Here is a 20,345-nt window from a genome sequence, read left to right on the forward strand (position 1 = left end):
CCAGCCCACCTCAGACTAGACTAGATGTATAGCTATTTACGAGACATTACACTAGAAGGCGACGCGGACCAGAAACGTCAAGCCGTAGGGTCGGCCGCGTGACGGATCTGCCAGTAGCGCTCCAGAGCCGACGCCTTTGCTCCTGCCCGCACGGCGTAGGCGGCTAGGGATGCCCGACAATCTTCGCGGTTGCCGAAGAACTCCCGGAATTGGCTCTCGTAGAGAACCATCGCGTCAAGCTTTTTTTCCAGCAGTTCACCGAGATCGAGCGTCATGACCGGCTGCAGCCGATGTGGCTTGCGAACGGTCGCCGCCTGACGACGATGCGCTGCCATCAGGCGGTACAGATACGCGCCGACCACCGGAACAGCGCACTGTCGAACGATCCATGGCTTCAGGTTGCGCATCATCGCCGTGTCGGCGTACGCGGCGCTGGCCTGCCACCAGGCCTGAACTTCAGACACTGGGGACAGGCTGCGGTCACCGCGAGCGGGCTGGTATTCTCCCAGCTCATCCATTCGGTAGCGGGTTGCATGGGGAATCAGGCAGTAGGGAGCATCTTCGTAGTAGTAGCAGTGCGCGCGGGTAGCCCACGGCGAAAACGCTTCGTAGACGAGCATGTGGTCTACGTGCCAGCCAATCGCAAGGGGCAAGTAGATCCGCTCGAAGTCCATGCCAGCCAAACAAGAGAAGACACGTTCCCGCAGTTTGCCCAGGTATTCGACATCGTCCACCGGCGGCCGGAAGAGCTTGCCCACCGAGCGGTACGCTTCATGCCGAAACGGGGCATCCAATTCGTCCAGGTTGAGGGATTCAAAGCCGAGCGATCGCGCTGCTGCAACATCCTCTCGCAAACGCTGGGCACCGACGACCATCCCATACCGTTTCGCTTCACCCAGATATCGGGTAAACACATTGATCACCAGTACTCGGCCTTGGCGGGTCAAGCGAGCGATCTCGCCGCCACAGGAAAAGACCGCGTCGTCCAGATGTGGCGAAACGATCACGGCCTTATAGCGCTCGCTTCCCAAGAGCCCTCCCTTCCATGACCAGCGAGTAGGCCGTAAGCAGACTGTCGACCACGCCCTCCAGGCCGAAAGCACGGGCGCGCTCCCGACCCGCCCGGCCCATGGCCTGCCGCCTGTCGGAGTCGGCAGCCAGGATGGCGAGACGGGAAGCAAGCTCCGCGGGCGAGTCGGGCCCGACGATGTAGCCACTGACCCCGTCCTCAACCAGCTCATGGGCTGAAACGATGGCACTGGTGACGATGATCGGCTTGGCAAACCACATTGCCTCCATCGCCACCATGCCCTGGGTTTCCAATAGCGACGGCAAGACAAAGACATCGCAGGCAGCGTAGCAGCAAGCGAGGGTCGGGCGATCGAGATGGCCCAGGAACGTCACCCTGTCGCGAATACCCAGCTGCGCGCTGAGGCCCCGTAATGCGCCTTCTTCGGGACCACCCCCCGCAATCCACAGGACACATTCCGGAACCTGCATCAACAATTTGGCAAAGCCCTGGAGCAAGAACGATACATTTTTTTCCGGGCCAAGGCGGCCCGCATAAAGAACAGTCAGGCCGGGGGGACGCTGGGCCGGAACGAAACTGCCGATGTCATCAAACACGACCGGGTTCGAAATATAGCGGATCGGAGTTCGCACCCCCGCAGCCGCAAGTTGATCGGCCAGTTTTTGCGACGGAGCGATGACCAGGTCGAAGCGGTTGTTGCAGGACACCATCTGCGACCGGATCAAGGAACGAAAGAGACGTAACGGAAACTGCTGGGTGAGCACGTCCGCGCTGAAGTGGTAGGTCGAGACCTGTGGCAGTCCCAGCACTTCGGCAAGCCGGCAGACTCGTAACATCATCAGCCCAGCGTAATGATGGTGGACCAGATCCGGGCGGCACCGTTCCAAAATGCGCCGCACCGCGGCAAGCGACGGCAAGGCCTGATAAAAGCCATATACCTTGACCGAATAGGTCCGGTGGATGGTCACCCCCCGCCATTGTTCGACTTCAGGCTCGCCCTTTCGCCGGCTGGTGATCACGGCGACTTCACAGCCTCGCCGGACCAGCTCTGGCGCGATCAGATTCAGATGCACACCGACCCCGGTTGCAGCGGGAAGAAAGTCGTCCGACACCATGCAGATGGAGAATTGAGCGGGCAATCCATCGTCCTCCAGATAGTCCGTGACACTCCGTACTGTCGCAACAGCAGTCGCCATTCTCCCAGACTTCCCGGCTGGTGCGACCATCTTTCTGCGAGATTCCCCCTTCGACGGAATTTTCCGTGCCGTACCGGCGCACCGCTCGCCGGAACGTCTTCGCCAACAGGAGGGTACGGTGACAACCGCGACACCCACGTTACAGCCGCCCATCGAGACGACAACAATGCCAGCCCTGTTGGTTCGCCGCCGCTTGTCCGCCTTCCCGCTTGTCGCCCACCGTAGCGTGCGCCTGATCGACCCCCGATCCGCGGAAGGAGCGGCTGGCCACCACTTCTTCCCAGCAGTCGAAGCCCGGTTCGATACCCTGCCCAGCCGGCAGCGGCCGACACCACTGCGCTGGCGCGAGACGGCGAGAGCCAGTCCGAGCAGGCCCGTCACAGCTCCCGCGCAACCCGCTTCTTCTCGTCAATTTACCGCGCTCTGCCGGTACCACCCCGTGCAGGAACCCTTCGCTGCTCGTTTGCTCTTCGCCACCCGACGCGAGGCCAACCCGACGCGAGGCCACCATCCGCACTGACTCCCAAGAACCGCGATGAGGATCGACTAGCGACGGAACCGCCATCCGCAACAGTCGTCTGGTGCCAAGTACAGACAGAAAAGGCCACCGCGTGAGTGGCCTTTCCGGGCTTCGCTGAAACCGCGCAACCGCCGCTCAGACGCTCCGACGACGCAGCGCCAGAGCCGTCAGACCCAGGCCGAGCAGAGCCAAACTGCCAGGCTCCGGAACGAAAATCGAGAGCGGGTCATTCGCCGAATAGATCCAGGGCGACAAACCAACCCCACCCACCGAACTGTTCTTGTTGAACTCGATCTCGGCGGTGCCGACGATCTGCGAGCAGGAAATCGCTGGATCGGCAACATCCGCCCCGGTGCACAGGAAGCTCGGATTGATCGTCCCGTGCGCGCTTTCGTTCAGGTCATTGACGAGGAGCAGATTTCCGGCATTGTAGACACCGCCCTGGGCGACCAGATTCCAGCTGGTGAAAAATTCGTCCTTGGTCTGCGTTCCCGGCACCGTGGGATTGTCGACATTATACGAGTAGGTGTTCTTCGTTCCGTCAAGACCGAACGAACCCCAAAAGGAGTCACCGGTCACGCCGGCAATCATGCCAAAAGTAGTGCCCGCGGTAGAACTGGTAAAGCTGTACGTCCCAGCGTACATCCTCAGACTCTCACCCGGCTGGAGAACGCCGAAGGGATCCACCGCGGGATTATCAAGTATGATCGCGACGCTCGGAGCGAAGCTCACAGGATCAAAACCGACGATTTGCTGAGCAAGATAGCCGTTGAACCGGTTACCGGGCCCAGCATTCCAGAGTGGGTCGATGTTCTGGACGCGCACGATGCTGGCCAGCACATCACCCATCTTGAGATTGTCGGCGATGGCCGGGTTGGCCCGCTGCCAGCCCGCCGGATCGTTGGCGGCGTCGAACGCTAGGCAGCCACCGAATGCCGCGCAATTCGCGGTGGTCCGGTAGACATTCTCCAAGGTGTTGAAATAAATGTCGTTTGCGGTATTGGCGGCAAACTGGGGCAACGCCTGCGCCGACCCGGCCAGTAAGGCCAGCGAGCCGACAATCACGGCTCTGTTGAGGTTTTCCATCGTTCGTATCTCCAGTAATCCAGTAAGTGTGAGGAGTTTTTGCCAAGAAGCAGCGCACACGACAAAGCATGATGCGTGCCAGCCCCGCTTGGCAGCCAGCATCAAACTGTTTTATCGGGAAAATTTTCTACCCGGGTGGACTCCTGCGACCTCCTGGCCCACTCCCGGTGTAAGGTAAGTCGACACCGCCGCGCAGCTGCGGCGCGAATTCCGTTGGCGCGACACGCGAATCGCCGCGCTTGCGCTGCGTCCAAGCAAACGCAAGACACGTCCATGGCCGTCCTCACACACCGAGCGACACCCTCCATCACCTTGGTCGTTGCCGTCCACTGCAGCGAATGGTCGACACGCGGCCGCAGGTAGTCTGGGCCCGATGCCCGTTGCGCCGGTTGCCCCGCGGAACCTTCCGCCCTGCCAATCGGTATTCGAGACCATCAGCGCGTGGCGCCGAAAAGCGCCACGGATCTGAATCTTATACAGAGGTCAGGCGCAGAGCTTCACCACGAGCGCCGCCCTACAGCCCGGCGGACCGCACAACATTCATTGACCCGAAGTCGGTGGAGAACGCGTGGCACGGCCATCGCAGAAGGTGTGACGCAGTAACTAGGCCCAAGGACGAAGGTGCCAGCGCGGCGGACACTCACCCAATGCTGTGGTGCTGGCGCAAAGGGCAAACGACAAATCGCCGGGTTGGTACCGACAAGAGTTTTCATTGTATCATCAGCCTGCCAATCGACAGGCAGAGGCGCCGCAACCGGTGAAAGTCAATCGCACGTGGATCGAACATGCCCGATACGACGCTAGCTCATGTGTTCAAGCGGCCGCACGGTACGTGGGGAACCGCTGTTCAATCTGCTCGGAGCCGCAGGGTGGCACTTTCCCCGCAGGAGAGCAGTGCTGTGGATGGCTTGGCAATCCTGCTGCTATCGGCGTTCGTGTTGTCGGCGGTGAGCCCGAGACTCAGCTCGTCCTGGACCTTCGCTTTGCTCAGAACGTACCGCGGCTGGAAAGTGCCGGAAGCGGGCGCTTGGCGGGGCACAGGTTGGCGAGCGCAAAGCGCATGTGGACGCGCGCGGCGTTTTGTTTCCAGCCTCGGTAGCATACTTTGCGATGGCCAAAGAGGTTCCTTACGATGCCGAATACATACTCCACTTTGTGCTGGTTGCCAAGCTTGACAGATTCGAGGCGACCCAGCATTTGCCCCGGCGGCCTCTTCCCCTGCGTGGCCGCCTTCGGTCTGTCCAGCTTCGTCGCGCCCCCCCAGCCGACGACGCCCCGCTCGTTCGAATCTTCGCGCTTCCCGGCCTTGGTGTAACCCGCCTCGCGGCGCACCGACTTCGCTTCGCCGTACAGCAGTTCAGCAGTTGGCGCAATTTTCGCCGCGTCCGGCACCATGCTCACCATCGTAGGGGTCTGGCCACGGTCGGTATCTACGCCGACATGCGCCTTCATGGCGAACTGTCACGGATAGCACCTTCTTGTCTGGTGCATCTCGCGATTGCCCACCCCGGCTTCCTTCTGCCCCCAACGCCGGAGCCGCGGGAGTCGTCGCATCGGCGATCCCGCCCTCACGCAACCTCGCAGCTAAGGCGGCAGGCTATGTGTCGATCTTCGCGAACACGGCTGTACACTAGCCCAGTTGCGTCACTGGCCTATTCCAACTTCGGCAACCGGCGGATCCTAGATCCTATTATCGGCCCCGACCGCGAGGGCAACTTGATCCGCGTTTCTTGGGGAAATACCATGAACACACGCCTGCTTGCAACCATACAACGCGCTCTCGTGCGCACCGGGGTTGAATTGATGCCTTTTATTCCGCTCCCCGCGGAATGGTACCGAAAGTTGCTGGTTCGAGACTCGGAGAAACGCTACGCGACCGGACGCTGGGAGTACTTTCGAGACATCACCGAATCCTATCGCTACAGCATCATCAGGGGATGCTGCGAATACTACAAGCCCGGAAGTCCCACGATCCTGGACGTCGGATGTGGCGAAGGAGTCTTACAGGAACGGTGCAGTTATTCCAGGTACGTCGGTATCGACATGAATTCGACAGCAATAGGTCGCGCGAAGGCCAGAGAGGACAGCAAGACCGAGTTCATTTTGTCGTCTGCTCGCGACTATACACCAAAGGATGTAGTCTTTGATGTGATTGTCTTCAACGAGTCTCTGTACTACATCCAGAATCCCATCGATGTCTTACAGCAATATCGCTCCTATCTTGCGTCCGAAGGCATCGTGATCGTCTGCATGTTCCAAACATATCTTGCCAGACGCATATGGAAGGAACTGCATCGCATAGGCCTTACCGAACTTTCCTACGTCAAGATCGTGAATGAACCGGGTTTTGCAGCAATAGTCAGGGTCTATGGAGAAAGCCGCCCTCCACCCGGCTAGTCGCAAGGGAGGGCCTGATTCGATCACCTCTGCGAATCTTGCCCTTCGCATGACATGTATTTTGCCGAAAAATACTCGTTTATTGGACAAAGGGAATTCGTATGGATGAAGAGCGCAGATCATGCATCATTTGCTCAAGAGGATCTTATGAAGCAGCGACGGAAACAGCGCTGGTTCCCTGCAATGTCCGCAAGTGGCTGGGCTCGGAATTTCGCGTGTGGCGTTGCGGTGCCTGCAGGACGATCCATTCGCTCAAGCGGGAAGATATGGTCATGTTTTACAAAGATTATCCCTATGGCCGCCGTAGTCTTGACGATGTTACCCGACGGATATTCGATAATTACATTCGCCGTTTGAAAGGGTTTGGCCTGGCTCGCCAAAGCACGGTCCTGGACTATGGCTGTGGCGAAGGGCTGCTCGTCGAGTACTTGAGAGAAAGGGGTTATGCGGCAAGTAACGGCTTCGATCCCCACAGTTCTCGTTACAATGATCCCGAAGTGCTGAATCGCCAATACGATGTGGTCATCAGCCAGGATGTCATTGAGCATGTCGAGGACCCGCGGCAGTTGATGCACGACCTCAGCAGCCTGCTGCGCCCCGGTGGTATCATTATTATTGGCACGCCTCGCGCCGATGGCATTGATTTGAGCAGGATCAAGCCGTATATCTACAGTCTGCACCAGCCCTATCACATTCACATCTTGTCAGAGAAAGTCTTTCTGGAATTGGCTCTAGAGCAGGGTTTGCAGCTTTTGAAACTCTTCCACCGCGACTCCAGCGATACCCTTTATCCATTTGTGAATTGGCGGTTCCTACGGGGATATCTGGGCGCCCTCGATGATACACTGGACGCAGGATTTGATCCTCCTCGAGTCGACGTCGTTGCTTCCTCTCCGCGGTTGCTGTTCCTGGGATTATTTGGAGGGATCCTGCCGCTTGGCTATGAAATGATAGGGGTGTTTCGAAAACTGGATGCCGGATAGGTAACACCTCTCATCTGGTTACAGGAAAAATCGGCCTTATGTCGTTATTGCGGCATGGGCAGTGGTCTTGCGAATGAATGGAAGCGGTGATGACATGGTGGATAGAGACGGGGCGCAGCTGAATCCTTGACATGACTTTTCCTTTCGCATGCGCTTGCCTCGACCCGAGAGAGGCAATTCGCCGTCTTCGGCACGGAAGACAAAATGGCGGAATTTTCTCGACTACCTTGAAATACTGCACAATTGCCACACAATCCAGCAGCCTGCAAGTGGGCAGTCAGACGGAGACGCGTGTGTGAGGTGGGCGGCAAATGTCATTCAAACGGGATATTCCCTGTGGGAACTATTCGCGGTGCAAGCGTTGCGCATTGCAACGGTTTCGCCGTTTGCCCTCACACTTTCCTTCCTGATTTCCTCGCTGTTTTCTGGTCCGGCATTGGCCGAGCACCCGAGCGAATCCGAGGTAGTGCAGATTCGCCTCAGTATGTCGAACGTCTACCTGATCAGGAGAGGAACTCGCCTCTTCCTGGTGGATTCCGGGAGCGGGAGCGACCTGCTACGGCTCGGCGAGGCGCTGGCGCGGGAAGGAGTACAACTCGCCGATTTGGCGGTGGTCATTCTGACGCACGGTCATGCCGACCATGCCGGCCTCGCAGCCCAGATCCGCAGGAGCAGCGGTGCTTTGCTGATCGCCGGACGAGGTGATCGATCGATGCTGGAAGCTGGCGCCAACGCACCGGTTACGCCAACCAGCTTCACCGCCAGGCTCATTCTCTTGCTGCCGATAGACGCAAACTATGAGCCTTTCCGCCCGGACATTGAAGTCGACGGAGAGCTTGATCTTCACGCATACGGACTGCCCGGACGCGCGATACAGATGCCGGGGCACACGCCGGGATCGCTGATCATCGTGCTCGACGATGGCCGCGCGTTTGTCGGTGACATGATCCTTGGTGGCTGGCTGGGCGGCGCCCTGCTGCCGAATCGCCCGAATGAACACTACTTCCACATGGACGTCGGACGCAATCGCGCGAACATTGCGGTGCTGGCGAAGCAGCCTATCCACCGCTACTTCCTCGGACATGGCGGGCCCGTCAGTCAAGAGGCAGTGCGTGAAGCGTTCGCCATGGACGGAGCCGGCCGATGAGGCGCAACGCCCTATCGGTCACACACGCATGAGTTGCTGACGGTCGCGCCGCAAGGAACGACTGAAGGGCTCGGAGGAACTGCCCACGCGGCAGAAGAAAACGAAGGTGTCTTCTGGTCCGCAGCCGGCCAGACGTTCAAAGCGATCGGACAACCGCAGGGCGTTCTCGAAGAGGGACGCATCGGCCGAAAAACGATGGCCAGCGCGTGCGTACCAGCGAAAGATGACCGGTGTCAATTCCGGCTGCAGGTACAAGCCCTCCCTGGCTGCAGTCAGCCACATCCGCTGCAGACGCATCCCCATGCGCACCCAACCTTCCCGGTCGACCGACCCAGGCACAGGGCGCAGCAGCAGATGACCGGCGCAACAAACAGCGGGCAAGAAATCCAACTCGAGGCGCGGAACGACGGTACCAAGAAGATAGCGATTGAAGAAACGAACTCGATCCCAGCTTCGCATGACCCATTGCATCAGGCGCGCGGTCGCGGGATCCACACCGACGGCCTGCTCCGGAATTCGATCCTGACTGAAACGCGCTCGCCATTCGATGACCTCGCGGTGTACGGCGTAGGCCTCTGGACAGGTCAAGCGTATCCGGGCATTCTGCCAAAGAAGGGACGCCACCTCGAACCGCTCGGCGAGGGACTCAAAGTACTGGAGGCTGACTTCTTCGCCGACCGCCGCCTCGATTGCCACACGCTGAGCGGCAGTCAGGCGCGTGGTACGCATCGGCCGGCGTTGCACCACCCGCTTCTCGATGTAGGGAAACAGCGAATCCGCCGGGCTTCCCGGCGCTGAGGAAAAATGCACCTCGTATACGGGCGACCGCCAATCCGGGTCCGCCCGGACCGTCCAGTTCGTCGCCAGCCCGAAACCCGTTGCCGCGACGCGCAAGGTCTCCAGCAGCGCGCCATGAGCAATGTGGCTGGCGCGACCATCGTAATCGTAAAGAACCGAATCTCGTGTGTCGTGCCCGTGCACCCGCAAGAACTCATCCCCGACAATTTCAAAGCGCCACGGTTGCGTATTGTCCCCACTCGGAGCCCAACGCGCGAGGTCCAGCAATTGCAGCAGGATGCTACGGCTCACGGAGAGTTTCCTTCGCCTTGCCTGGCCATTCGCCTCAGCTGTGCCTTGACGAGACTGATCGTGAGCCGCTGCAACGGATTCCTGTAACCGAACGGGCGCCAGGTGCGCACAAGACGCATTCGGTAAGCATCGAAATGGCTGCCCCAGGGAGCAAACCTCACCCCACCGCGACCAAGAAGAAGCTTGAGCACCTCGACGCCCGTAATCCCCGCACAGAGCTGACACGCGGCCGCACTCGATGGGCCGCGGCGTTCCGCCAGATTGATGCGCGTCTGGTCGGCAACGTAGCCCCTTTGCAGCATCGCCGGTGACAAGCCGACCAAGAAACGGATCGACATTTCCAGTTCGTCGCCAGCATCCCAACCGAAGTACTCCTGAAACGACATTCCTCCGGGGCCAAAGACCAGCAGCGCGGTACCCAGGCCCAGCGGGGCCGCGGTTACCACCGGAATCCCCCTGCGTTCACAGGCAGCAAACGTTCTCGACCGCGCCCCATGGGCGAAGAAATCGAGGCCATCGACGTACACATCGGCGCCGTCGAGAAAACGATCAACTGATTCGGGCTGCACCCCTTCCGGGAAAGTACGAAGTTCGATCTCCGGATTGATCTCCCGGAGCATGCCGGCCATCACGTCCACCTTCGAGCTCCCAAGCGTGTCCATGGTCGCACCGATCTGTCGATTGAAATTGCCCATCTCGAACACGTCGAAATCAGCAATCGCAAAGCGGCCGACCCCAAGCCGTGCCAAAGTCAGGAGGTGCACTCCGCCAACCCCGCCCAAGCCACCAATGGCCACACAACTCTGCCGCAGCGTCTCTTGCTCTGCCTCGGTCACCCAGCCGATGTTTCTCGAAAAGGCTTCGCCGTAATCAAAGTCTCCCATCACCCGGTCTGACCTCCTGAACTTCGTACTACAATGAGAACACGAACATTACCTCAAGCATCATCGGCCGCCAATGACTACTTTTCTGATGACCGACTTGAGGGTGGCAATGCGCAATCTCCAGCGCAACAAGCATCGCACCATGGTTGCGGTGCTGACCGTGACCATGGGCATCGTCGCCTTCCTGCTCGCGGGAGGCTTCGTCGAATGGATATTCACCAGCATGCGCGAGGCAACCATCCGCTCTCAACTGGGCCACATTCAGGTGGTCAGGCCCGGCTACATGACGAAAGGGATCGCCGATCCTTACCACTATCTTCTGCCGGCACGGTCCGCCGCGTTGGAAAGCCTGTTGCAAGCGGAAGGAGTGGAGAGTGTAGCGCAGCGACTCGCATTCAGCGGTTTGGTCAGTCACGGGGACGTAACGGTCACTTTCATCGGCGAGGGCATCGAACCGGAACGCGAACTGGTCATCAGTAACGAGATTGTCCTCAGTTCGGGAAAGAACCTCACTCAGCCAAACGAAAAGGCGGCGTTGCTGGGGGAAGGATTGGCCAAGAACCTGGGTGTCGAACCGGGAGACGATATCGTTCTTCTGGTCACCACGGCAAACGGCGCGGCCAATGCCATCGAAGTCAAGGTTTCCGGCGCTTTTCTTACGGACTCGAAGGAGTTTGACGACAATGCCTTACGTCTGCCGATTGATCTGGCACGCAAGCTGATGCGCGTCGAAGGTGCTACATCCTGGGTTGTTCTGCTGGACAAAACCGAGAGGACGCAGACCATGGTTGGCAGGTTGCGCGCCCTGCTTCCCGAACGGGACTTCGAGGTAATTCCGTGGACCGATCTGGCGGACTTCTACAACAAGACCGTGCTGCTGTACAGCAAACAGATCGACCTGATGATGTACGTCATCGGCATGCTGATCGTGCTGACCATTTCCAACACCCAGATGACGAGTGTTCTTGAGCGCACGACCGAAATTGGGACGATCATGGCGATGGGCCAGCACAGTTCTCGCGTGTTGCAGATCTTCCTCATCGAAGGCTTCCTGATCGGGATCATTGGTGGCGTGACCGGCGTGTCAACGGGATACCTGTTGGCAACCGTGCTTTCGATCGTCGGGATCCCGATGCCACCACCGCCTGGAATGATCGTAGGGTTTACTGCGGAAATACTCGTAAACGGGAAAATGGTGATCGACGCATTGCTTCTCGCTTTGGTGACGACCTTGTTGGCCAGCGTGCTGCCAGCACGAAAGGCCAGCCGAATGAACATCGTTGACGCCCTGCGCTGCAACCAGTGAAGAGGTTTGTTCCAGGGCGACTTGTGCTCGCCATGCGCAACATTTTCCGGCATCGAACACGGACAATAGCCACTTTGGCGGCAATCAGCCTCGGTGTCGCAAGCCTGATTATTGCTGGTGGCTTCGTTCGCGACGCGCTGGTACAACTGGGAGAAGCCACCATTCACTCACAGACGGGGCACATCCAGTTGACGAAAGAGGGTTTCCGCGCGAGTCGGGCGCGAGCCTCTGAATCGCACCTGATTGAGAATCCGGAACAAGTCAAGGCGCTGCTTACGGGATTGCCGGGGGTTGAGGAACTGGTCGCCAGGATAAATTTTTCCGGAATGGTGAACAACGGCAAGCGTGATCTTGGAATTGTCGGTGATGGTATCGAACCGGACGCAGAAGCAAGAATTGGCAGCTTCATGCACTATGTCGAAGGCCGCCCCCTGGCAGACCATGATGGCGATGGAATCGTTGTCGGAGAGGGCGTGGCGCGAACGCTCAACCTGGCAATAGGCGATCAAGTGACCCTGATTCTCAGTCTGGCCCAAGGAGCTGTAAACACGAGGGATTTTCGCGTGGTGGGCGTCTTTCAGAGTTTCTCCAAGGAGTTCGACGCGCGCGCGGTGAGGATTCCTCTGGCGGCTACACGCGAATTGCTCGATACGGAGTCGGCTCACGTCCTGGTCATGACGCTGAGCGATACGCAAGAAACGGCGCGCGCAGTCAACGCCGTGCGCGCACGTGTCGCCGGGTTCGGCATCGAGGTGCTCCCGTGGAAGGAACTGGCGGACTTTTACGAGAAGACAGTCGAACTCTATGACGCTCAGTTCGGCGTCCTGCGACTCATCATTCTCCTGATGGTGGTGCTGAGCGTAACCAACAGCGTCAACATGAGCCTCTTTGAGCGTGGGCGGGAGTTTGGCACCCTGCAGGCTCTGGGCAACAGGCCGGCACGAGTGTTTGAGCTGATCATGACCGAGAGCGCCCTGCTGGGTCTGCTTGGCGCCATCGGAGGAATGGTCCTGGCCGGAGTCGTGGCGTGGATTGTCTCGGCCATTGGCATCCCGATGCCTCCCCCCCCCAACTCCAACATGGGATACCTCGCCGTGATTCGTCTCACACCAGGTGATGTGCTCGGCGCTGGAGTGATCGGTCTTGTCGCCACATGCCTTGCGACAATCATTCCCGCTCGAAGGGCGTCCTGCCGACCGATCGTGGAAGCGTTACGGCACGGCACCTGATGCCATCACGCCATCTCATGACCAAGCCCTAACAACCGAAGGCAACCGGGAAACCCACCGACTGGCGGGAGCGCGTCAGATCAAGTTCCTGCCCCGAACAGCCGGCGGCGATCGGCGCGCCACGACAAGCGGGGAAGTCGCAGGAGACGTCTGACACTCAGACGATCACGCCGCCTCCGAGACAAACCCGGCTTTCGTAGATCGCCACCGACTGTCCGGGCGTCACCGCCCACTGCGGCTCGGCGAACCTGACCATACAACTGTCGACGCCAACGCGCTCCAATTCGCAGGGAGCGTCGGTCTGCCGGTAGCGCGTCTTGGCGGTATATACCCAGTGTGCATGCGGCGGTTCACCGGCCACCCAGGAAAGCTCCCGGGCGCTGAGTTCGTCGCTCTGCAGCGCCGGATGCGAGTGCCCCTGCACGACGTAGAGAATGTTGCGGAAAACGTCCTTGCGGGCGACAAACCAAGCGTCGTGATCACCCGTGTCGCCGCTCTTGCCACCCTTGACGCCACCGATGTGCAAGCCCTTGCGCTGACCGATGGTGTGATAGGCGACTCCATCATGCTCACCGAGCAGGCGGTCGTCGTCGAGGCAGCGAATTTCTCCCTTGGCAGGTGGCAGATACCGCGTCAGAAAGTCCTTGAACGGCCGCTCGCCGATGAAGCAGATGCCGGTCGAATCCTTCTTCAGAGCGACATGCAGACCCGCCTCTTCGGCGATCCTGCGCACTTCACGCTTGTACAGGCCGGCCAGGGGAAAAAGTGTGCTCGCCAGTTGCCGTTGATCGAGGCGATGCAGGAAGTAGCTCTGGTCCTTGTTGCCGTCCTCGGCCTTGAGCAACTGCCATTTCCCCTGGAATTCGCGCACGCCGGCATAATGCCCGGTGGCAATGCGCTCAGCCCCAATTTGCCGCGCGTGCTCGAGAAAGGCATTGAACTTGATTTCCGAGTTGCAGAGGACATCCGGGTTCGGGGTGCGGCCAGCCCGATACTCGTCGAGGAATCGAGCAAAAACGCGCTCCCTGTACTGTTTGGCAAAATTCACCGCCTCGACTTCGATGCCGAGGGTGTCGGCCACGCTCATCACGTCGACCAGGTCCTGTCGCGATGAACAATACTCGTCGGTATCGTCGTCCTCCCAGTTCTTCATGAACAGGCCGTGCACCTGCCAGCCCTGCCGCTTCAGCAGCAGGGCTGCGACCGACGAATCAACGCCGCCCGACAGACCGACGACAACGCTCTTTCCCTGGTTCATTCGGGTACCTCGCTAGCGTGGCGAGCCACGGGCAAATCCGCCGCCGGTCGCCCTGCCACTCCCGCTCTCCACCTGGCCTTCGCCATCCAGCCAGTTGGCCAGCGGCAGCACGGCCGCCGGGCGGCCATTGTCGCGAAACCAGCTATCGACGACAAAGCGCGCCGGTTCGCCGCCGTCCGCCGTCGGCGCTGCAAGCTCCTCGATCTGCGCCGAATAGTGCAACTCGAACAGATAGCGCACGCGCCATGCGGGCTCCGCGACCCGGTGGAAGTGCAGCCAGCCGTGATCTGCGAGCAGTTGCAGCAGGAGAGTCGTCGTCGTCGAGTGATCGATGCAGTCCATCCGCCCGTACACGCCGTCGTCGGCAAAGTTCCCGCCGCGGTCCGCCGAGATCGGCGACTGCTCGCCAGCCCAGGCAAGCAACTGGCCAATCGCCAGCGACAGCCGCTCCCGCTCCTCCTCGGCGTTGCGCGCGATACCGATGAGGTCACGCAACTGCGTCAGTTGGCTGTCGCTGTAGTGGACTTCCTGCTCGACCAGACAACCGTAGTTGTAGCAGACCCTGACCGAATCGGCCGAATCTGCCATGGCGGCCGACGCCAGGCCGCCCAGAATCAGGAAGCTCAGCCAGCGCATGCGCAGTGTCGCAAGAGCTCCAGCGGATAACGCCGACCAGCCAGCCAGTCCTCGATGCAGCGCAGAACCAGCGAACTGCGATGCCGCGCCTGCACCGCCCGTATTTCGTCGAGCGTCAGCCAGTGTGCGGCCAGGATGCCCTCGTCGAGCGTCCGTCCCGGATCGTGGGCGGTAATCTCGCCGCCGAAAGCGAAGCGCAGGTAGGTCACGTCACGTGCCTCGTTGCGGTAGTTGTAGATCCCGACCAGGTATTGTGGCAGCAGCGTACAGGCCGTTTCCTCAAGAGTCTCGCGAATCACGGCGGCAATCAGCGACTCGCCGCACTCCAGATGGCCAGCCGGCTGATTGTAGCAAATGCCATATTCGGTTGCTTCCTCGACGAGCAGGAACCGACCATCGCGTTCGAGCACCGAAGCGACCGTGACGTTGGGTTTCCAGACCATGGCAAAGGCTTTGCGGGGTGGCAATGGCGCCATTTTACCGCCAACCGGGGGGCGAAATCGGCTAGAATTTTGGCTTCTGGTTTCCAGCAAAGGGAGAGAAGACCATGTCCATGGCGGATCGCGATGGCTTCATCTGGTACGATGGCAAGCTGGTGCCCTGGCGCCACGCGACGACCCACGTCCTGACCCACACGCTGCATTACGGCATGGGTGTTTTCGAGGGAATCCGCGCCTACAAAGCCGAACAGGGCACCGCCATTTTTCGTCTCGCCGAGCATACCGACCGGCTCTTCAACTCGGCATACATCTTCCAGATGAAGATGCCGTACGAGAAGGAAGCGCTGATGGAAGCGCAAAAGGAAGTGGTGCGCGCCAACCAGCTCGAATCGTGCTACATCCGGCCGATCGTCTTCTATGGATCCGAGGCAATGGGCATCGCCGCCACTTCAGTCAGCACACACGTCGCCATCGCCGCCTGGCCATGGGGCGCCTACCTCGGCGCCGAAGGCATGGAAAAAGGCATCCGCGTCAAGACCTCGTCGTTCACTCGCCATCACGTGAATGTGAACATGTGCCGATCGAAGTCCGTCGGCACCTACACCAACTCGATCCTGGCCCACCAGGAAGTCGCGCACGACGGTTACGACGAGGCACTCCTGCTCGATGTTGATGGGTACGTCGCGGAAGGAGCCGGCGAGAACGTATTCATCGTGAAGAAGGGCAAGCTATATACCCCGGATCTGACTTCCTGCCTCGAAGGAATCACGCGCGATTCCGTCCTCCAGCTTGCCGACGAACTGGGCATACCGGTGATCGAGAAGCGGATTACTCGTGACGAGGTCTATTGCGCCGACGAGGCTTTCTTCACCGGGACCGCTGCCGAGGTGACACCCATTCGCGAACTCGACAATCGCCAGATCGGTACGGGCCAGCGCGGCCCGATCACTACCAGAATCCAGAGTCTGTTCTTCGACTGCGTAAACGGCCGCGTCGCGGGGCATGCGGACTGGCTCGCCTACGTCTGAACTTTGCAAGGTTGCCAACATGTCTCAGAAGACCCAGAACCCGATCGAGGTCACCGCAGAGGACCTGCCCTTGCACTGCCCGACCAAGGATGCCCCGCTGTGGGCCAGGCATCCACGTATCTTCCTGGACATTGCGCACAGCGGCGAGGCAGTGTGCCCCTATTGCAGCGCCCACTATGTGCTCAAGGGCGAACTACCCAAGGGACAGCACTGATTGCCGGCTGCGCCAAGCCGGCCGCGCAGGGAACGAGCGGGGCAACAGAGAAGATCGGCCGTGCGGTAGATTCCGTCACCAGATCCGAGCCGCCCAGCATGAAGGCACTCATCGTCGCGCCGTCCTGGATCGGCGACACTGTGCTGGCCCAGGCGCTGTTCATCCGCCTGCACGAGCACACTCCCGGCCTGCAGCTCGACGCACTGGCACCGGGCTGGGTCGCACCGGTGCTCGAACGCATGCCGGAGATTGCCGAGGTGATCGAAAGTCCTTTCGCGCACGGCGAGCTGTCACTGAAAGCGCGCCACCGAATCGCCCGCCGACTGGCGGAAGGTGGTTATCGACGCGCCTACGTTCTGCCGAATTCGCTCAAGTCGGCGCTGATCCCGTTTTTTGCCGACATTCCCGAGCGCATCGGATTCATCGGAGAAAAGCGTTACGGACTGATCAACCGTCGCCACACACTGAACAAGGCGCTGCTGCCGCAAATGGCCGAACGCTTCGCGCAACTCGCCGAGGAACCCGGCGCACCGCTGCCGAGACCACTTCCGCCACCTCGTCTGAGTTCCAGCAGCGCACAACGGGCGGCCGCAGTCGCCGCGCTCGGCGTCGACTTCCCCGACAAACTGGCAGTCTTCTGCCCCGGTGCCGAGTACGGACCCGCCAAGCGCTGGCCGTCGCGGCACTTCGCGGCACTGGCCAATTCGCTGGCAAGTCTGGGCTACGCGGTCTGGCTGCTCGGTTCAGCAAAGGATCGAGCGGTTGGCCAGCAGATCGTCGACCAGGCTGATCCGGCCGGCCCGCCACGCAATCTGTGCGGCAGCACGTCGCTGACCCAGGCCATCGACCTGCTGGCCGCAGCGACGCTGGTCGTCTGCAACGATTCCGGTCTGATGCACGTCGCTGCCGCGCTCGGCCGACCGCTGATTGCCGTCTACGGATCGTCGTCACCCGAATTCACCCCTCCCTTGTCGGCGCAAGCGACGATCGTCAGTCTGGCGCTCGAATGCAGTCCCTGTTTCCAGCGCGAGTGCCCGCTGAGGCATTTCGATTGCATGAACAAGCTCGACCCGCAGCGCGTCCTCGACGCCTGCCTCGCCAAGGCTCGCGCATGATCGTCATTTTCGCCACTCCCGAGGATGTCGAAGCGGCCTTCTACGAGGCGATCGCCCGCGCCGACCTCACTGCCCTGATGAGCGTCTGGGCCGACGACGAGGAAATCGTCTGTATCCACCCGACCGGCCAGCGCCTGACCGGTGCCGACGCGATCCGCGAAAGCTGGCGCAGCATTTTCGCCAACAACCCGCGCCTGATGGTTCGCCTGTCGCGTGGCGTACGCTGGAACGGGATGCTGCTCTCCGTGCACAACGTCGTCGAAACGCTCTACGTCGGCGACGAGCGCAAGCCACACGGACCGATGCTGGCGACCAACGTCTTCCTGCGCGGCGCCAGCGGCTGGCGACTGCTCGCACATCACTCGTCGAGCGCGGCCGACCGCGAATCGGCCACGGGCGAGGAAAATGGCGCACGCACTCCGCGGACGCTGCATTGACCGCGTACCGTGCGCCGCGCTGGCTGCCCGGCGGCCACGCCCAGACCATCTACCCGCTGCTGATCCGGCCCGATCCGCTGCCTTATCACCGCGAGCGCTGGGACACCCCGGACGGGGATTTCATCGACCTCGACTGGAGCCCGGCGCCAGACGCCTCCCAGCGACCGTTGCTGGTGCTCTTTCACGGACTCGAAGGCAGTTCCAACAGTCATTACGCGGTCAGCCTGCTGCGTGCCGCGACGCCACTCGGCTGGATCGGTGTGGTGGTGAACTTTCGCGGTTGTTCGGGAGAAGGCAATCGCCTGCCTCGCGCCTACCATTCCGGCGACAGCGACGAGATCGACTGGATTTTGCGCCGGCTGCAAGAGCTGCACCCGGATCGTCCGCGCTACGCCGTAGGTGTTTCGCTCGGCGGCAACGCACTGCTCAAGTGGCTCGGGGAACGTGCTGCTGGCGCCGCCGACGTTCTCCGGGCGGCCGCCGCGGTCAGTGCACCGCTCGACCTCGCCGCCTGCGGCCACCATCTGGCGCGGGGGTTCAACCGCATCTACACTCGCCACTTCCTGCGCACCCTGAAGCGCAGTGCCGCCGAAAAGCTGCATCGCTACCCCGGCCTGTTCGACGAGCAGCGGATGTCGGTAGCAAGCAATCTCTGGGAATTCGACGATGTCGTGACGGCGCCACTGCACGGCTTCGCTGGCGCCGACGATTACTGGCTACGTGCATCGAGCAAGCCGTGGTTGATGAGCATCCGGCTGCCAACGCTGCTGATCAATGCCCAGAACGATCCGTTCCTGCCGGCACACGCGCTTCCCACACCGTCGCAGGTGGCGCCCAGTGTGCGGCTCGAACTGCCGCGCCAGGGTGGCCACGTCGGTTTCGTCACGGGCAGCCTGCCGGGGCGACTCGACTGGCTGCCGCAACGCATCCTCAACTACTTTCGGTACGAGGTCTGACATGATCGCTCCCCTGCCCCGTGAAATCTTCAAGGCCTACGACATTCGCGGCATCGTCGGCCGCACCCTGACCGCCGATGTCGTCCGCCGCATCGGCCACGGACTTGGATCGCTGGCAGTGGAACGTGGCCAGCGGGCGATTGCCGTCGGTCGGGACGGCCGCCTGTCGGGACCCGAGCTGGCGGCGGCGTTGAGCGACGGAATCCGCATGGCCGGCATCGACACGGTGGACGTCGGTTGCGTGCCGACGCCGGTGGTGTACTTTGCTGCCCACGAACTCGGCTGCCAAAGCTGCGTGGCAGTCACCGGCAGTCACAATCCGCCGGACTACAACGGGCTGAAGATGGTGATCGGCGGCGAGACGCTGGCCGGCGATGCGATTCAGGGAATCCGGCAGCGAGTCGATGCCGGCCAGCTTTGTCAGGGCGCCGGCCAGGCGAGCAGCGCCGACGTCCGGCCCGCTTATCTCGCGCGCATCACTGGCGACGTCCGCCTGACGCGGCCGCTGAAACTCGTCGTCGACTGCGGCAACGGCGTCGCCGGCAGCATCGCGCCGCAGCTCTTCACTGCGCTGGGTTGCGAACTGGTCGAACTGTTCTGCGAGGTGGACGGCAATTTCCCCCACCACCATCCGGATCCATCGCGCCCCGAAAACCTGCAGGATGTCATCCGGCTTCTGCACAGCACCGACGCCGAAATCGGGCTCGCCTTCGACGGCGACGGCGACCGGCTCGGGGTGGTCACCAAGGACGGAGAAATCATCTATCCGGATCGTCAGCTCATGCTCTTTGCCGCCGACGTCCTCGCCCGCTGTCCCGGACAGCAGATCATCTACGACGTCAAGTGTACTCGCCGACTGGCACCGTGGATTCGCGAGCATGGTGGCGAACCGCTGATGTGGAAGACCGGCCACGCGCTGGTCAAGGCCAAGCTCAGGGAAACCGGTGCGCCACTGGCTGGAGAAATGAGCGGTCACGTGTTTTTCAAGGAACGCTGGTTCGGCTTTGACGATGGTCTCTACGCGGCTGCCCGCCTGCTCGAAATTCTTTCCCGCGCGCGCGACGCCAACGCGGTGTTGAAAGCGCTGCCGGACAGCAGCTCGACGCCCGAACTGAACATCGCGATGCGCGAAGGCGAGCCCAGCGCGCTGATCGACGAACTGCAGAGGAACGCGCGCTTCGAGGGTGCACGCGAAATCATCACGATCGACGGTTTGCGCGTCGAGTACGCGGACGGCTTCGGCCTGGCTCGTCCGTCGAACACCACGCCAGTGGTCGTGCTGCGGTTCGAAGCCGACAGCAGCGGTGCGCTCGAACGCATCCAGGCGGATTTTCGCCGCGTTCTGCGCGCAGCGCGCCCCGACCTGGCGCTTCCCTTCTGACGCCACTGCACAC

At 61.0% G+C, this 20,345-nt stretch carries 20 protein-coding genes; 11 read left to right on the plus strand and 9 right to left on the minus strand.

Going from position 1 to position 20,345, the window contains the following annotated elements; translation table 11 throughout:
- Positions 1 to 77: 77 nt before the first annotated feature.
- The 4 genes from NFV80_RS14905 to NFV80_RS14920 all read right to left on the minus strand — a co-directional run bounded on the left by NFV80_RS14905 (position 78) and on the right by NFV80_RS14920 (position 5,284).
- Entirely contained in the window at positions 78 to 1,031 is a 954-nt protein-coding gene (locus NFV80_RS14905; RefSeq protein WP_295331532.1) for a PIG-L family deacetylase, read from the minus strand.
- A complete protein-coding gene (locus tag NFV80_RS14910; protein WP_296759181.1) occupies positions 1,012 to 2,169 on the minus strand; it encodes a glycosyltransferase in 1,158 nt (385 codons plus the stop codon). Before NFV80_RS14910 ends, NFV80_RS14905 begins: the two co-directional genes overlap by 20 nt.
- Before the next feature lie 712 nt (positions 2,170 to 2,881).
- Positions 2,882 to 3,832, minus strand: coding sequence for a PEP-CTERM sorting domain-containing protein (locus NFV80_RS14915; protein ID WP_295331534.1), 951 nt, complete (start codon positions 3,830 to 3,832; stop codon positions 2,882 to 2,884).
- 987 nt (positions 3,833 to 4,819) lie between these two features.
- The gene (locus tag NFV80_RS14920; RefSeq protein WP_295331535.1) at positions 4,820 to 5,284 is read right to left on the minus strand and encodes a hypothetical protein; all 465 of its coding nucleotides are present in this window, start codon (positions 5,282 to 5,284) and stop codon (positions 4,820 to 4,822) included.
- Positions 5,285 to 5,575: 291 nt separating this feature from the next.
- On the opposite strand from NFV80_RS14920, the gene NFV80_RS14925 reads away from it, so the two are divergent.
- The 3 genes from NFV80_RS14925 to NFV80_RS14935 all read left to right on the plus strand — a co-directional run bounded on the left by NFV80_RS14925 (position 5,576) and on the right by NFV80_RS14935 (position 8,359).
- Positions 5,576 to 6,229 (plus strand): methyltransferase domain-containing protein, encoded by a 654-nt coding sequence (locus NFV80_RS14925; protein WP_295331536.1) that lies wholly within the window; start codon positions 5,576 to 5,578, stop codon positions 6,227 to 6,229.
- Positions 6,230 to 6,330: 101 nt separating this feature from the next.
- Positions 6,331 to 7,212: a class I SAM-dependent methyltransferase gene (locus NFV80_RS14930; protein ID WP_295331537.1), complete on the plus strand. Its 882-nt coding sequence runs from the start codon at positions 6,331 to 6,333 to the stop codon at positions 7,210 to 7,212.
- A 361-nt stretch (positions 7,213 to 7,573) separates the two neighbouring features.
- Positions 7,574 to 8,359: an MBL fold metallo-hydrolase gene (locus NFV80_RS14935; protein WP_295331538.1), complete on the plus strand. Its 786-nt coding sequence runs from the start codon at positions 7,574 to 7,576 to the stop codon at positions 8,357 to 8,359.
- An 18-nt stretch (positions 8,360 to 8,377) separates the two neighbouring features.
- Here NFV80_RS14935 and NFV80_RS14940 read toward each other — a convergent pair whose 3' ends face one another.
- On the minus strand, positions 8,378 to 9,448 hold the full coding sequence (locus NFV80_RS14940; RefSeq protein ID WP_295331539.1) for a molybdopterin biosynthesis protein MoeY: 1,071 nt from the start codon (positions 9,446 to 9,448) through the stop codon (positions 8,378 to 8,380).
- Positions 9,445 to 10,335, minus strand: a complete 891-nt coding sequence (locus NFV80_RS14945; RefSeq protein ID WP_295331540.1) for a ThiF family adenylyltransferase — start codon at positions 10,333 to 10,335, stop codon at positions 9,445 to 9,447. The genes NFV80_RS14940 and NFV80_RS14945 overlap by 4 nt, the downstream gene beginning before the upstream one ends.
- A 139-nt stretch (positions 10,336 to 10,474) precedes the next feature.
- Between NFV80_RS14945 and NFV80_RS14950 the strand changes: the two genes are divergently transcribed.
- Positions 10,475 to 11,638, plus strand: a complete 1,164-nt coding sequence (locus NFV80_RS14950) for an FtsX-like permease family protein (RefSeq protein ID WP_296759187.1) — start codon at positions 10,475 to 10,477, stop codon at positions 11,636 to 11,638.
- Between the two features lie 32 nt (positions 11,639 to 11,670).
- Positions 11,671 to 12,867, plus strand: a complete 1,197-nt coding sequence (locus NFV80_RS14955) for an ABC transporter permease (RefSeq protein ID WP_295331542.1) — start codon at positions 11,671 to 11,673, stop codon at positions 12,865 to 12,867.
- A 157-nt stretch (positions 12,868 to 13,024) separates the two neighbouring features.
- Here NFV80_RS14955 and mnmA read toward each other — a convergent pair whose 3' ends face one another.
- The 3 genes from mnmA to NFV80_RS14970 are packed head-to-tail and all read right to left on the minus strand — an operon-like array spanning position 13,025 to position 15,204.
- On the minus strand, positions 13,025 to 14,125 hold the full coding sequence (mnmA, locus tag NFV80_RS14960) for a tRNA 2-thiouridine(34) synthase MnmA (RefSeq protein ID WP_295331543.1): 1,101 nt from the start codon (positions 14,123 to 14,125) through the stop codon (positions 13,025 to 13,027).
- 12 nt (positions 14,126 to 14,137) lie between these two features.
- On the minus strand, positions 14,138 to 14,761 hold the full coding sequence (locus NFV80_RS14965) for a hypothetical protein (RefSeq protein ID WP_295331544.1): 624 nt from the start codon (positions 14,759 to 14,761) through the stop codon (positions 14,138 to 14,140).
- A complete protein-coding gene (locus tag NFV80_RS14970; RefSeq protein ID WP_295331545.1) occupies positions 14,749 to 15,204 on the minus strand; it encodes an NUDIX hydrolase in 456 nt (151 codons plus the stop codon). Before NFV80_RS14970 ends, NFV80_RS14965 begins: the two co-directional genes overlap by 13 nt.
- Positions 15,205 to 15,308: 104 nt before the next feature.
- Between NFV80_RS14970 and NFV80_RS14975 the strand changes: the two genes are divergently transcribed.
- The 6 genes from NFV80_RS14975 to NFV80_RS15000 all read left to right on the plus strand — a co-directional run bounded on the left by NFV80_RS14975 (position 15,309) and on the right by NFV80_RS15000 (position 20,332).
- Entirely contained in the window at positions 15,309 to 16,229 is a 921-nt protein-coding gene (locus tag NFV80_RS14975; protein ID WP_295331546.1) for a branched-chain amino acid transaminase, read from the plus strand.
- A gap of 19 nt (positions 16,230 to 16,248) precedes the next feature.
- Entirely contained in the window at positions 16,249 to 16,443 is a 195-nt protein-coding gene (locus NFV80_RS14980; RefSeq protein WP_295331547.1) for a zinc-finger domain-containing protein, read from the plus strand.
- A gap of 98 nt (positions 16,444 to 16,541) precedes the next feature.
- Positions 16,542 to 17,558 (plus strand): lipopolysaccharide heptosyltransferase II, encoded by a 1,017-nt coding sequence (gene waaF, locus NFV80_RS14985; RefSeq protein ID WP_295331548.1) that lies wholly within the window; start codon positions 16,542 to 16,544, stop codon positions 17,556 to 17,558.
- Complete coding sequence (locus NFV80_RS14990; RefSeq protein ID WP_295331549.1) at positions 17,555 to 17,995, plus strand: nuclear transport factor 2 family protein; 441 nt, start codon at positions 17,555 to 17,557, stop codon at positions 17,993 to 17,995. Before waaF ends, NFV80_RS14990 begins: the two co-directional genes overlap by 4 nt.
- The gene (locus tag NFV80_RS14995) at positions 17,992 to 18,951 is read left to right on the plus strand and encodes a hydrolase (RefSeq protein WP_295331550.1); all 960 of its coding nucleotides are present in this window, start codon (positions 17,992 to 17,994) and stop codon (positions 18,949 to 18,951) included. Before NFV80_RS14990 ends, NFV80_RS14995 begins: the two co-directional genes overlap by 4 nt.
- A gap of 1 nt (position 18,952) precedes the next feature.
- Positions 18,953 to 20,332 carry a phosphomannomutase/phosphoglucomutase gene (locus NFV80_RS15000; protein ID WP_295331551.1) on the plus strand — a complete coding sequence of 460 codons (1,380 nt, stop codon included), beginning with the start codon at positions 18,953 to 18,955 and terminating at the stop codon, positions 20,330 to 20,332.
- Positions 20,333 to 20,345 lie beyond the last annotated feature (13 nt).

The organism is Accumulibacter sp. (assembly GCF_023806565.1).
Lineage (GTDB): Bacteria > Pseudomonadota > Gammaproteobacteria > Burkholderiales > Rhodocyclaceae > Accumulibacter.